The organism is Mycoplasma leachii PG50 (assembly GCF_000183365.1).
GTDB classification, from domain to species: Bacteria; Bacillota_I; Bacilli_A; order Mycoplasmatales; family Mycoplasmataceae; genus Mycoplasma; species Mycoplasma leachii.
Map to the genome: position 1 here is coordinate 889,662 of NC_014751.1, position 14,793 is coordinate 904,454.

Consider the following 14,793-nt stretch of genomic DNA (forward strand, 5'->3'; position numbering starts at 1 on the left):
AATGTCAACTACTTATTTTGAGTGAATAGAAAAACACGGAGATCCATCTTTAGCTAGATCATTTTTTCAATTAATTCCAGCTTATCCAATTTTTATGTTTTTAGGAATTTCAAGTGTAATTATAGCTAGTATTATTTGTTTAAAATTAAAAGCTATACCTTTAAAAGAATTTGAAATTTCTATTTTTATTATTGTTCCATTTGGAATATTAGGTGCTACTATTTTTGGAAAAGTTTTTCTACCTTTTTATCAATATTCAAATACTTGATATAGAATCTTTTTTTTCTGAGAACCAGGAATGTCTTTGTTTGGGTCTTTATTATTTGGAATTTTAGCAGGTATTGCTTGATTTTTAAAACGTTCAAAAACTACAATGATTTCTTTATGAGTTTATGCTGATTGTATTATTCCAAATATTTTATTAGGACAAGTAATTGGAAGATGAGGTAATTTTTATAATCATGAAATTTTAGGACAAGTAGTTGATTATAATAGTTTGTACTGATTACCTGAATCTATTAAAAATAACTTATTTTATTTTCCTAATTTTGTTGAGTTTCACCATTTAAATAATCCAACAGATCTATTAGTTAATCATTATAATTGATGAGATTTTAATTCTAATACTTGATCTGAAGTACAAAATTTTGTTAATCATAACAATCAAACAATTAAAGATGTTTTAAATCAAAAAATCACTTATCATCAACCTTTATTTTTATATGAATCAATAGCTAATTTATTTTTATGATTAATTATTATGTTTGTTATTAATAATTTAACTAGATGAATTAATCACCCTCAGCCTTGAGAATTATGTCCTAAAGCTTATCCTGGTTGATTTAATAAACAATATAAATATTTAAATGAAGAACAAATTATTAACTTTAATAGCATTGTTCCAATTAAGTATAAAAAAGTAATAGTTAATATAGATAATAAACAAAATGTTGTTTTAAAACTTTCATTTTATCAAGCATGAAATAAAGCATTTTATTATTATGAACCTGATCATAAAAAAATTAGTCAGTTAGAAACTAAAATTGAAGAGTATATCAAAGTTAAACAAAAAGATAGATTAAACTTTAAAAACACAAAATCTAATTGTAAGCATCAATTAGATTTAATTAATAAAAAATATAAATTTAAATTAGATAATTTAAATAAAAATTCTTTAGAATATCAAAAAATCATTAATCTAAAAAGTGAAGAAATTAAAAAAAATAAAGAACTATTAATGATTAATAAAAATAATTATTATCAAAAATATGGATTTTGAAATTTATTTTTTAATATAAATGTTTTTAGTAAAGAAATTGAAAAAATAAATAATCCAAACCAATTTAAAGTAATTAGAAGTGGTGTTTTAACTGGTTGTTATATTTTAGGATATTTAATTATTAGAATTATTTTAGAAACTTTTAGGCAAAATCATGAATTATTTATTCAAAATCATAAAGCAATTAATTTTATAATTTTAAGTGTAATTTTAATAAGTGGAATCTTTATAATATTATTAACGCAATTTATTTCTCCATATAAGTGAAGACAGATAGGATGGTTGTATGAAAAATCTTACTAATGAAATTTATGATGTTATTATAGTTGGTAGTGGTCCTGCTGGTTTAACTAGTGCGATTTATACTGCAAGAGCTGGATTAAAAACTGTTATTTATGAACAATCTGCTCCAGGTGGAAAATTAATTAAAACCGATTTAATTGAAAACTACCCTGGCTTTGAAACAATTCAAGGACCAGATTTAGCTTCTAAAATGTATCTTCAAGCTTTAAGTTTAAATGCAAGTGTTGAGTTTGTTGGAGTAGATAGTATATTTAAAAATGCTGATGATATTTTTGAAATAAGTTTAACAAATGGTGAAATCAAAAAAGCTTATTCAGTGATTTTAGCAACAGGAACTCAAGAAAATAAATTAGGAATTAAAGGCGAAGATGAATTGTATGGTAAAGGTGTTAGTTATTGTGCAGTTTGTGATGGAGCTTTTTATAAAAACAAACCAGTTGCAGTAGTTGGTGGGGGTTATTCAGCAGTTCAAGAAGCTATGTATTTATCTCAGTTAGTAGATAAAGTTTATTTGATTGTTAGAAGAGATGTTTTTAGAGCTGATGCTAATAAAGTTGCTAAATTAAAAGCTCAACCAAATGTTGAATTCTTATTAAAATCACAAGTAAAAGAAATTCATGGAACTGAAAAAGTTGAATCACTTACAATAACTACTCCAAATGGAGAAAAAAAATTAGAAGTTAGTGCGATTTTTCCATATATTGGTTCAACTCCTTTAATTGATTCAGTAAAACATTTATGTATTGAAAATGAAAAAGGTTATATTCCAACAAATGATAGAATGCAAACAGAAATTAAAGGATTGTTTGTTGCTGGTGATGTTAGAGATGTTCCGTTACGTCAAATTGCTATTGCATGTGGAGATGGTGCTATTGCTGGACAAATGGCAGTTGAATATGTTCAAGAAATAAAATAGGAGGTAAAATGAAGTCAAAATTAAAATTAAAAGTTGATAAAAGAGTAATAATTTATACTAGTTTATGAATAATTTTATCAGCTCTAATAATTAGTCTAATAGTTTTATCATCTAAATATTTTAGAATCGATTGAGTACAAAATAGAGGTTTTGATACTGTTTTAGAATATGGAAATGTTAAAGATGTTTATTTAACAAAATCTAATGGAACTGGTGGAATTAGAGTTTATGCTTTAACAATGACACTTGGAATGATTGTTGCTATTGGTTTTAGTCTATATAACTTCAATAAAAAAGATTTATCTGTAAGTGAATTAGCAATTGGAGTAATTTTTATTATTCCATGCTCACTATTTGGAGCTTCTTTTTTTGGTAAATTAAATGCTGATGGAATCGGAAGACATGCTAATGGTTCAACTTTTTGAGGACTATTTGCATTTTGAGAAGGTGGGATGGCAATTCATGGTGGAGTTTATGTTGGAAGTATAGTTGGACTATTAATTTTTTATATAATTGGTAGAAAAACTAAAGTTTCATTATTAGTTTATGCTGATTGTATTATTCCAAATATTTTATTAGGACAAGCTATTGGAAGATGAGGAAACTTCTTTAATCATGAAGTTTTAGGAACTCCAGTTGCAAAAATTGCAAACAGTATTCCATCTCATTCTGATAAAGCTATTGATCAAATTTTTTCAACTTATTTACAAACTCATTCAAGACCTTTATTTTTACCTGATTTTATTTTAAAAAATTGTTTGTCTATTTATTCAGGAGAAAATCAAATTATTAATAATATTTCTTTAGAAAATGGAAATGTTGTTTTATTATCACCAATTTTTTTCTATGAATCAATTGCTTTATTATTAGGTTGATTTGTAATTATGTTTATTATTCCAAATGTTTGAAAATTATTTGTTAAACCAATTGATAAAAATAATAATGTTTATAAAATTAATCATAAATTTAGTTTTTATCAATTCTTTAATCCTTGATTAAAGTCAACTGAAACTAAATTAAGCAGCAAAGATGCTTGAAAAAAAGCTTTGAATGAAAATATTTATGATAATGCATCACAAACTTATATAAATTTAACTAATAATATAGATTCAAAAGATTATTTAGAAAAAAAACTAATTAAAAATTATGTTCTAAATAAATTAAATAATAAAAATAATTATCCAATTACAAAAGCTGGAGTGCAAATGTTTTCTTACTTTTTAGTATGAAACATTGTTAGATATGCTTTAGAAGCCCAACGCCCAAATGATCATTTATTTATTATGCACTATAAGAATTTTTCATTATTTGTTATTGGATTATCAGCTATAGTGGGATTGATTGGTATGATTTTAAGCCAACATCTTTTACCATCTGTTTTTAGAAAACCAGGTTGATTATACGAAGTTGAATATTTTAAAATTAGAAAAATAAATTAGAAGGTGATATTATGTCATTTGCCTTAGAAGTAAAAGAAGAAATTGTAATGCATAGTTTTAATGAAGAACAAAAACTGGCATATCTTTCAGGTTTTATTAGATATAGCTCTGACATAATCTTTTCAAATAATACTTCTAAAATTAGATTTTCAACAATTAGTAATAAAATAGCAAGAACTTTATTAAGTTTTTGTAGACAACTTTTTGATGGTCAAGTTGAAATTTCTATTATTCAATCTCAAGTATTAAAAAAGAATAAAAATTTTGTTTTAACTCTAATTGGTAATATTAATAAGTTTTTACAAAAATTACGTATTTATGATCAAAATAATCAAAAGATTTATGTTTTTAAAGTTAAAAAAGAAATTAAAGATAAAACTTCTATTCTAAGAGCTTATATTGCTGGAATTTTTACTGCTATTGGTTCTGTTAATTCTCCAAAAACTAGTAATTATCATTTAGATTTACAATTTAAAACTAAAATTGATGCGATATATTTTATTGAATTAACTAATGATTTAGGGTTTAAATTTAAATTATTAGAAAGAACTATTAATAGATATATTTGTTATATTAAAAAATCTATTATGGTTTCAGATTTTTTAAAATTAATTGATGCTTCTAATTCAGTAATGCAATTTGAAAATGAACGTATTTCTAGAGATGTTTATAATAGTATAAATAGAGTAAATAATTTTGATATTTCTAATCAAACTAAAACATTAATTACTGGTAAAAAACAAATTGAAATTATTAATTATTTAAAACAAACTAATCAATTTCATTTATTAAGTAAAAAAGCGCAAGTTTTAGCTAATTTACGTTTAAATTTTCCAGATTATTCATACAATGAGCTAGTTGAAGAAATGCAAAAAATGGGCTATGAAATTACTAAATCTGGGATTAGTAGCTTATTTAAAAACATTGAAAAATTATCATAAATTTTAATATTTTTTCTTTTTTTAAAAAAATACTTGTAACTTTTTTAATATATGTTATTATAAAATTGCTTCTGATGAAATAAAAATTGATTTAATTCTAAAGGAGTTAATGTAATGGTAAACCCAGTTTTTTAGCCAATTAAAACTGGGTTTTTTTAATATTTTATTTTTATTTAAAAAGAAGTATTTTCAAATACTTCTTTTTCTATTATTAAATTACTGTTAATTAATTTTTCTAACAAAATTAACTATACAAAAGTGTTGAATTTATTTAAAATCAATAGTTTTTTGACAAAATAAGATAAAAAATAATGAAAAAATAACTTATTTTCCAATAATTAACTATATGAGTTTTTTTATGTGTAACAGCTAATAGTATTTACATTATTTTAACTTTTTACTAATATACAAATAAAAAAAGAGTGGCTCTTATAATCACTCTTTGTTATTAATATAGCTAATTTAAATTAGCTATTTAGATACAATTTGTTTTCAAGTTGGAAGTTTTTTGTTTTCTTCTTTTTCTATTTTTGTATCTTTAGCAAATTCATATTTCTTATTAGATTCAATTTCCTTTTTAAATTTTCATTTGCTTAAATCTTGATCAAATTCTTTAGCTCGTCTTAGCATTCCATTAAAGTTTTCAACAGCTTGTATATTTCATTTTGAAATATCTTGATTAAACTTTTCAGCACCCTCAAACATATAAGCCATATCAATTACTTTAGAAGTGTTTCAATTTGAAATATTTTGATTAAATAATACTGCTTGAGTAAACATATTTTTCATACTTGTTACACTATCAGTTTTTCAATTTCCAATATTTCCATTAAATTCTTTCGCATTTTGAAAAGTGTTAATCATTGAAGTTACTTTATTAGTCTTTCAATCATTTAAGTTTTGGTCAAACTTTTTAGCTCTTGTAAACATAAAACTCATATTTGTAACTTCTGAAGTATTTCATTTTGAAATATCTTGATTAAATTCATCAGTTGTATCAAAAACACTAGTCATATCAGTTATTTTTGATGTATCTCACTTTTCAATTCCATCAACTGAAGAAGTTTTTAATCCTTTAAATGCTTCTTTTAAACTAGTAATTTGGCTAGGTAAAGTTGATGGTACTTTTGTTGTAGTTGGTTTGAATGGAACAATTTGGATTTTTCCATCACTATTTTCAAAAAACCCAATTTGCACACATTCATCATTATTATACATAGCTTTTTGTAAGTACTTTACTTCTTGACCGTAAAAGAAATCGGGAGTATATTCTTCTGCTTTAGTTCAGTATGAATTTGTACAACTTAAAACAGAAAATGTAGGTAAAACTAATAAAGAAGTTGAACCCAAAATTGTTAATAATTTCTTCATATTAGCATCTTTCATATATTTGTACAATAATAAGTATACCACAAATTTCTGTTTTTATCTAGCCTTTTAAAAATTATCTACCCTTCAATACCTAGTTTTTCTTTAACTAAAGTGGCTATAGTTGTAACTTTTGGACCATAAATAATTTGTACTTGATTTGAAATTTCTTTATATCCATAAGGTTTAGTTTTATCAACAATTGATTTATCAAACTTACTAATATCATGCATTGTCACTCTTAATCTAGTTACACAATTTGCCATGATTTTAATATTTTCAGCTCCACCACAACCAATAATAATGTTGTTAATGAATTCATTATCAAATTCATCTTCTTTAATATCTTTTTGTTTTGTTTCTAGTTTTTGTTTTTCTAATTGTTTTGCTTGTTTATATTCTTTTTTACTAATTGGTTTTGCAGTATTTTTATCTCTTCCTGGAGTTTTAAAATTTAATTTAATAATCATAAAATAAAATGTAACAAAATAAATTCCCATCATTAAAGGACCAATTACAAATAATCCTCAAAATCCTTGAATATTTCTAGCATTAATTAAATTAACAATTGCTCATGTAATAATTCCACTACCTCTAGTTGAAACTTGTGCAAAATCACATAAATACATAAACATATAAGTAAATCCAGTATAAAAAATATGAATAACAAATAATAAAGGATCGGTAAATAAAAATGTAAATTCAATAGATTCAGTAGCTCCAGATAAAGCCGAAGGTAATAAAGCTGAAATAATTCCAGTACCATAAATTTTTCTATTTTCTTTAGGTATTGCAAAATACATAGCTAAAGCAGCACCTGTTAAACTAAAAATATTAGTTGGAAAAGTACCATTAATAATTCAAGTATCTTGAGCAGTTAATTTAATATTTTCACCAAGTTTAGCAATAGCTACAGCATAAATACCTGTAACTAATTCCCCATCCTTATCAGTTCAACTAGTTCCAACTTCTGTATAGTAAAAAGTAATTTACAACATGATGTAATCCAAAGGGATTTAAAGCTCTATTAGTTGTTCCATATAAAAACGGAGCAAATGCATTTAGTTTTGATCAAACATTACCAATTTCTTTTAACCCTGTATTTATATAAGTTAAAATAAATCCTAAACCTAAACCAAAAACTCAACCAGCTAAAGTTGATGCAACTGGAGAAAATTTAGATCCACCAAAAAATGAAAGTACTTCAGGAAATTTTAGTTTATAAGTATGTTTATGAACTAAATAACCAATAATTCCAGCAATCATTCCACCAAACGCACTATATTGAAATGACATCACTCCAAAACGTATTTTTAATCCATATAAATTAGGTTCTTCTAACATAGCTGGATTAACAATTTTTAATATTAAATTAGTTGCTAAATGTATAGCAGCATATGCCATTAACCCAGATAAAGCTGCTGAAACTTTTTCTAATTTTGCTAATCCAGCAGCTAATCCAATATCAACTAAAAAGTCAATATTTGAAATAGCTATCATCCCTAGATCTTTAATAGCATTAACTATAATACTAACTTCAGTTGGAGGTTTTGCATTTTTATAGATTGAAGTTAAAATTGCTTGCCCAGAATATCCAATACTTGCAATTAAAGCTAAAATAGGAATTACTGTTACTGGTACTAAAATTGCTCATCCAAAATTTTCTAAACTAGCTATAATACTAGTGAATTTTGATTTAAAATTTATCTTCTTTTTTCCTTTCTATAAAATAAAAGCCCAACTCTAAAAAAGAATTGGGCCTAACTTTAACTATGCAGATTATTTAATAAAGGACTAATTACTCCAAACAAAATCACTAAAACACCAGCTACTATAAAAGCTGTTGCTATTATAGAAACAAATGAACTTTTGCTTTTATAAATTTGTAAATTTTGTTCTTTTTTCTTTTTAGTTACAAAATAAATAATTATTCCAATTATTAATAAAATTAATCCTAATATTATACTAACTATTAAGGGTATATATTTACCTAACACAGTTAAAATTCTCCATATATTTTTGGTCGTATTTAATTTTTTTAGTTAAATCTAATAAACTATTAACTTCAACATTAATTTGTTGAAAAACATTAGTTAAAAATTCTTTATTTAGAATTTGAATATCAACATCAGTTCCAGTTGCTAAAGATCTACATACAACAGTATTAATATTTTGTTTTTGGTTAATCAACTTAATTAAATCTCAGCTCTTTTTAGTATTTAAAGTAGCATCATAGCTTAAATAAAAAATACTTTGGATATAATGTTGTAAATATGCTCTTCCTTTTTTTATGCTTTTAATTTCATTAGTTAGATTATTAAAAACTATAGTTTCATCATTTCTAAATTCAACATAATAATCATAATCTTTACTAATTTTTTTTAAAAACTTAATTTCACTAATTGTATTTAAATTAGGTATGTATTCACTATATCTATTTACTAATTTATATTCTTTAATATTGTTATCTTCAAGTAGTTTTTTAATTCTGATCTCAAGATCTTGAAATGATCCAATTTTTCTATTTTCTGTACAATTAATTGATAAAAAGTTTTTAGGTTTTCTCATCTCTTCATCAGTATTATTACCAATTGCAATAATGTTTTTAGTTAAAAGATCTCTTAATATTAAAGCTTTTTCAGATTTAATTAGTTTATCTTCATCTCAAATATTTACTATATTTCAATCAAAGTCAATATAAATCATTATTTAAGATCCTTTCAATCTGTATTTAACTTAGATTTGATGTTGTAAAATGGGTAATTATTTTTTAAATAAGTATAAACTCCTAAATTTACTTTCATAAAAGGATAAATATCTTTTACATACTTTTCTAATGCTTGTTCAAAATTTAGATTATTATCAATAACTCCTTTAATTACTAAAAACATAAATATTGTTGAAGCACTTCTACTAATACCTAACTGACAATGAGTATATAAACTCTTATCATTTGGATTTTCTATTAAAAACTTAATTGCAGGGATAAATAAATCATCACTAAAGTCTCTAACATCATGAGAATCTAATAAATTAATTGCAAGTTTATTTTTAGTTAAAACAAAATTTTTAGTTTTATACAATATTTTACTTGTATCTTTTTTTAGAATATTGTAAAAAACATTACTAATTTTTAATTCTTTATCAGGATTAACTAATCTTTTTGAAAATTGATCACCTAAATAAATTTTGTCAATAATATTTTCACAAGGCATTAAGACTCAACTCCTAATTTTTCTCTAACTAAAGTAGCTATATTAGTTACTTTAGGTACATAAATAATTTGAACTTGGTTTGAAATCTCTTTATATCCATAAGGTTTAGTTTTATCAACAATTGATTTATCAAATTTACTAATATCATGCATTGTCACTCTTAACCTAGTTACACAGTTTGCCATGATTTTAATATTTTCAGCTCCACCACAACCTTTAATAATGTTATTGATAAACTCATCATTGATTTCATATTTTTTAGATTCAGCTTCTAGTTTTTCAATTTCTTTTTTTCTTTTTGTAATTCTTTATATTCTTTTTTACTTACTAAGTGAGTTAATCCATTTTCTTCACGACCTGGAGTTTTATAGTTGAATTTTTTAATCATAAAGTAAAATACAACAAAATAAATTACTCCTACTATTGGTCCTAGAACTAATGTACCTCATACATTAGAAATTAATTTATAGTTAATTGGATTTACTATTAATCAAGTAATAATTCCACTACCTCTAGTTGTTACAGATCCAAAGTTAAATAAATACATTAACATATTTTGTAATCCTGCAAATAAAGCGTGAAATACATATAATAGTGGAGCTATAAATAAGAATGTAAATTCAATAGGTTCAGTAACTCCAGATAAAAATGAAACTATTGCTGCTGAAATAATTGAAGATCCATATATTTTTCTATTAGCTTTTGGTATTACAAAAAACATTGCAAGCGCAGCACCAGTTAAACTAAACATATTATTAACAAATACACCATTTGTTGCTCAAGTATCTTGAGCTGTTATTTTTTGTTGAAATGCTAGTTTAGCTAAAGAAACATTTAAAATACCAGTAATTTGATTACCATTAGGATCAATTCATTGCGCACCAACTTGTGTGTAATAAATAAAGAAATTTAAAACTTGATGCAGACCGAATGGAATTAAAGCACGATTAAGTGAATAGTATAAGAATGGAGAAAATGCACCTAGCTTTTGTAAACTATTACCACTATAAGTTAAACCTTTACTTATATAAATTCAAACATAACCTAACCCTAAACCAAATACTCAACCAGCCAAAGTTGATGCAACTGGAGAGAATTTAGGTCCTCCAAAAAATGAAAGTACTTCAGGAAATTTTAATTTATATGTATATTTATGAATTGTATAACCTAATAGTCCAGCTAACATACCACCAAATGCACTATATTGAAATGACAATACTCCAAAACGTATTTTTAAACCAAAAACATCTTTAACAGTCTTTTTAACACCTTCAAAGACAATTTCTGTTTTTGAAGGATCACCATAAATGATTTTTAAAATTAAAGCTGTTGCTAAATGCATAGCAGCATATGCCATTAATCCAGATAAGGCAGCTGAAACTTTTTCTGATTTTGCTAATCCAGCAGCTAATCCAATTGCAACTAAAAAGTCGATATTTGTAATTGCAATCATCCCCAGATCTTTAATAGCATTAATAGCTAGTTCTAATTCAACTGGTGGTTTAGAACCACCTTTAGGATAAACTTGTGCTAAAATCGCTTGTCCAGTATATCCAATAGCACCAATCAAAGCTAATAAAGGAATTACAGTAACAGGAACTAAAATAGCACGCCCAAAAGTCTCTAAATTTGATCTAATGTTTATAAATAAATATTTTCATTTAGACTGGTTTTTTGTTTTTAAGTTATTCTCCAATTTGATATTCTCCATTATTTTTTATTATTTTCTAATCAAGTATTGCTAAGAATTTTGTATATTATTTAGATTCTTAATTAAGACTCAACCCCTAATTTCTCTCTAACTAAAGTAGCTATATTAGTTACCTTAGGTCCATAAATAATTTGAACTTGGTTTCCAATTTCTTTATATCCATAAGGTTTAGTTTTATCAACAATTGATTTATCAAACTTACTAATATCATGCATTGTAACTCTTAATCTAGTTACACAATTTGCCATGATTTTAATATTTTCAGCTCCACCACAACCTTTGATAATATTATTGATAAACTCATCATTGATTTCATCTTTTTTATTAGATTCTTTTTTATCTGATTCTGCTTCTAATTTTTCAATTTCTCTTTTTTCTTTTTGTAATTCTTTAAATTCTTTTTTACTTACTAAGTGAGTTAACCCACCTTCTTGACGTCCTGGAGTTTTGTAATCAAACTTTTTAATCATAAAGTAGAATACAGCAAAATAAATTCCACCCATAATAGGTCCAACAACTCAAGTTCCTCAAACATTTTGAATTAATCTAAAGTTAGCAGGGTTAACAATTAATCAAGTAATAATTCCACTACCTCTAGTTGTTACAGATCCAAAGTTAAATAAATACATAATCATGTTTTGGAATCCTGATAAGAAAATGTGAATTAGATATAAAACAGGAGCAACAAATAAGAATGTAAATTCAATAGGTTCAGTAACTCCAGATAGCATAGAAACTGCACAAGCTGAAATAATAGCTGAACCATAAACTTTTCTATTAGCTTTTGGAATTACAAAAAACATCGCTAAAGTAGCACCAGTTAAGCTAAAAATTTTAGTTACATAAGTACCATTGACAACTCAAGTATCATTTTTAGCTGAAATTTGTTCACCGGCTGCTAATTTTGCTAAAGCAACATTAATAGCTCCTTCAATAGCTTTACCATCTGGTCCAACTCATCTAGCTCCAATTGGAGTGTAATATACAAAGAAGTTTAATACGTGATGAATTCCAAATGGAAGCAAGGCACGTTCAGCTGAAGCATATAAGAATGGTGAAAATGCATCTAATTTTCTTAATCCTTCTCCACTAGCATATAAACCTTTATTAATATAAACTCAAATATAACCTAAACCTAGACCAAAAACTCAACCAGCCAAAGTTGATGCAACTGGAGAAAATTTAGGTCCTCCAAAAAATGAAAGTACTTCAGGGAATTTTAATTTGTAAGTGTATTTGTGAATAGTATAACCTAATAGTCCAGCTAACATACCACCAAATGCGCTATATTGAAATGACAATACTCCAAAACGTATTTTTAAACCAAAAACATCTTTAACAGTTTTTTTAACACCTTCAAAGACAATTTCTGTTTTTGAAGGATCACCATAAACAATTTTTAAAATTAAAGCAGTTGCTAAATGCATAGCAGCATATGCCATTAATCCAGATAAAGCTGCTGAAACTTTTTCTGATTTTGCTAATCCAGCAGCTAATCCAATAGCAACTAAAAAGTCAATATTTGTAATAGCTATCATCCCTAGATCTTTAATAGCATCAATAGCTAGTGCTAATCCAACTGGCGGTTTTGCTATTCCTTTAGGATAAACTTGTGCTAGAATTGCTTGTCCAGTATATCCAATAGCGCCAATTAAAGCTAGTAAAGGAATTACAGTAACAGGAACTAAAATAGCACGACCAAATTGTTCTAAACCAGCTCTAAATGAAGATAATCAAGATTTCATACTGTCTTTTGAAAATTTTGATTTAAAATCCATATTATTTTTTCCTCCTTACTTATATCTTATTTTTGATAAATAATAGTGATAAAAAATGACAAATTATTATTTTTATATTTTTTACAAAATATGTAAAAAAATAATAGTCTCTAACCATTTTGGATTAAAAATTTAAAATTTTTAAAAACCCTAAAAAGTGAAGCAAAAACTATTACTACAAGTCAGGCTAAAAGGATTAAAATTAAAAATTATCCTAAATCATTTTTAAAAGAAGTTATATTAAATTGTTTTTGTTATAGTATATTATTTATCCGCTGAAAAAATAAAAGTTCAAATTTATTCACAAGGATCATTTCATTATAATTTAACTTCACAAACAACTAAAAATAGTTAATCATATAAAAGAAATTTTTCTATATGTAATGTTTTATATAAGCTTAAGTTTATAAAAAATTATGCCTTAGAAATAAGAAGAATTTTTGATGACTATAAAGGTTTTAAAAAACAACCTGAGTTTTTTTAGAACCTAGTTTTATAAAAGTCATTTTATAAAATAAAAATTCGATTTTAAAAATGATAATATACAAAAAAGTTTAATATAATAATTTTTAAATAAAGAACTAAATTGATTTTAGAATTATTAACTAAACAATCTGATATTTATCATAATGAATTAATGTCAATTTTAAATACAACAAAATTAGCAATTCAAAGAGATATTTCAAAACTAAAAGATAAAAAAATAATTGGTAATTTAAGTGATACTAGAATAAATAGTAAAAACATTAGATAATTAAACTTAGAGAAACGCAATTTTTAATTTAAAAATATAATGAAATAAACATGCTAATATAATAAAATTTTTTATGTAAATTTAACATTATGTCTAATCATTATCAATAAAAGAGGTTTATTTATGAGCGAAAGTAAAAATTCTTTAATTGAAAGAATTGCATTAAGATTATCTACATATCAAACATATATTACCAATTTATCAAAAATCGGTAAAACTGATGAAAATCTAAATGCAGAAAGAATATATACTGATGTTATAAATACAATCTTTAATTTAGAATTATCTAATTACAACTCAGTAATTTTTAATAATCCAGGTTTTGATTTAATAGATAAGAAAAATAAGATACTAATTCAAGTTTCAGCAACCTGTAGTAAAAATAAGATCCAAAATTCATTATCTAAAATAAATATAAATGAATATCAAAACTATAATTTTAAATTTTTGTGCATTTCTAACCAAGAAATTAAAAATGTTAAAAAATTAAAATTTCAAATACCAAATACATTACTTTTTGAACCAAAAAAAGATATTTGAGATGTTTCTTTTTTAATACAACATTTATATGAAGTAGACATTATTAAACTAGAAAAATTATTAACCTATCTTAACCAAGAAACTCTAGATATAATTAACTTTAAAACTCTTTCATCTGATATTGCTACAATTATTAACATTTTGTCAACTAAAATGGATAACCAATATGAAGACAATAATAATAAAGTTTTTAACATAGAAGAAAAAATTGTATATAATAATCTATTTTCAATCAGAAATTATATTTATAATAATGCTAGTTCTATATCTAAAGTAATTAAAGTTTATGAAGAGTTTGAAAAACAAGGGAAAAATATTAGTAAAAATGTTATAAGTCAAATAAGTAGAACATATTATGAATTGTTAAGTAAATACGATGATCCAATAAAAATATTTTGAGAAATAATTTGGAATTTAGAAAATATTGTAAAAAATAGTTCTAATTTAGATATAAAAAATATTAGTGTAGAAAATATTCGTAGTTCTTTATCTGTTATTGTTGTAGATGCTTTTATGAAATGTAAAATATATAAAAAACCAGGAGAATAA

Annotated in this window: 11 protein-coding genes and 2 pseudogenes; 6 read left to right on the plus strand and 7 right to left on the minus strand. The window is 24.3% G+C overall.

What is annotated here, in order from left to right; genetic code table 4:
• The first annotated feature begins 1 nt into the window (after position 1).
• Genes MSB_RS03970 through whiA form a run of 4 tightly spaced genes read left to right on the plus strand, consistent with a single transcriptional unit; the run spans position 2 to position 4,878 of the window.
• Positions 2–1,582: a prolipoprotein diacylglyceryl transferase family protein gene (locus MSB_RS03970; RefSeq protein ID WP_013448050.1), complete on the plus strand. Its 1,581-nt coding sequence runs from the start codon at positions 2–4 to the stop codon at positions 1,580–1,582.
• The gene (gene trxB, locus MSB_RS03975; RefSeq protein ID WP_013448051.1) at positions 1,566–2,498 is read left to right on the plus strand and encodes a thioredoxin-disulfide reductase; all 933 of its coding nucleotides are present in this window, start codon (positions 1,566–1,568) and stop codon (positions 2,496–2,498) included. The genes MSB_RS03970 and trxB overlap by 17 nt, the downstream gene beginning before the upstream one ends.
• 8 nt (positions 2,499–2,506) lie before the next feature.
• A complete protein-coding gene (locus MSB_RS03980) occupies positions 2,507–3,937 on the plus strand; it encodes a prolipoprotein diacylglyceryl transferase (protein ID WP_013448052.1) in 1,431 nt (476 codons plus the stop codon).
• An 11-nt stretch (positions 3,938–3,948) separates the two neighbouring features.
• The gene (whiA, locus tag MSB_RS03985) at positions 3,949–4,878 is read left to right on the plus strand and encodes a DNA-binding protein WhiA (protein ID WP_013448053.1); all 930 of its coding nucleotides are present in this window, start codon (positions 3,949–3,951) and stop codon (positions 4,876–4,878) included.
• Between the two features lie 471 nt (positions 4,879–5,349).
• Here whiA and MSB_RS03990 read toward each other — a convergent pair whose 3' ends face one another.
• The 7 genes and pseudogenes from MSB_RS03990 to MSB_RS04025 form a co-directional block, all read right to left on the minus strand.
• Positions 5,350–6,249, minus strand: a complete 900-nt coding sequence (locus tag MSB_RS03990; RefSeq protein ID WP_238523223.1) for a BspA family leucine-rich repeat surface protein — start codon at positions 6,247–6,249, stop codon at positions 5,350–5,352.
• Between the two features lie 77 nt (positions 6,250–6,326).
• Positions 6,327–7,953: pseudogene (locus tag MSB_RS05295) on the minus strand (PTS transporter subunit EIIC).
• Positions 7,954–8,012: 59 nt separating this feature from the next.
• Positions 8,013–8,243 carry a hypothetical protein gene (locus MSB_RS04005; protein ID WP_013448057.1) on the minus strand — a complete coding sequence of 77 codons (231 nt, stop codon included), beginning with the start codon at positions 8,241–8,243 and terminating at the stop codon, positions 8,013–8,015.
• On the minus strand, positions 8,233–8,952 hold the full coding sequence (locus MSB_RS04010) for a hypothetical protein (RefSeq protein ID WP_013448058.1): 720 nt from the start codon (positions 8,950–8,952) through the stop codon (positions 8,233–8,235). Before MSB_RS04010 ends, MSB_RS04005 begins: the two co-directional genes overlap by 11 nt.
• The gene (locus MSB_RS04015) at positions 8,952–9,461 is read right to left on the minus strand and encodes a protein-tyrosine phosphatase family protein (RefSeq protein WP_013448059.1); all 510 of its coding nucleotides are present in this window, start codon (positions 9,459–9,461) and stop codon (positions 8,952–8,954) included. The genes MSB_RS04010 and MSB_RS04015 overlap by 1 nt, the downstream gene beginning before the upstream one ends.
• Positions 9,461–11,172: pseudogene (locus MSB_RS05075) on the minus strand (PTS transporter subunit EIIC). Before MSB_RS05075 ends, MSB_RS04015 begins: the two are co-directional and overlap by 1 nt.
• A 62-nt stretch (positions 11,173–11,234) precedes the next feature.
• Positions 11,235–12,950 (minus strand): PTS transporter subunit EIIC, encoded by a 1,716-nt coding sequence (locus MSB_RS04025; protein ID WP_013448062.1) that lies wholly within the window; start codon positions 12,948–12,950, stop codon positions 11,235–11,237.
• A gap of 586 nt (positions 12,951–13,536) precedes the next feature.
• On the opposite strand from MSB_RS04025, the gene MSB_RS04030 reads away from it, so the two are divergent.
• Together MSB_RS04030 and MSB_RS04035 are read left to right on the plus strand one after the other, a co-directional pair.
• Positions 13,537–13,704 carry a helix-turn-helix domain-containing protein gene (locus tag MSB_RS04030; RefSeq protein ID WP_013448063.1) on the plus strand — a complete coding sequence of 56 codons (168 nt, stop codon included), beginning with the start codon at positions 13,537–13,539 and terminating at the stop codon, positions 13,702–13,704.
• Positions 13,705–13,827: 123 nt separating this feature from the next.
• Positions 13,828–14,793: an ABC-three component system protein gene (locus tag MSB_RS04035; protein WP_013448064.1), complete on the plus strand. Its 966-nt coding sequence runs from the start codon at positions 13,828–13,830 to the stop codon at positions 14,791–14,793.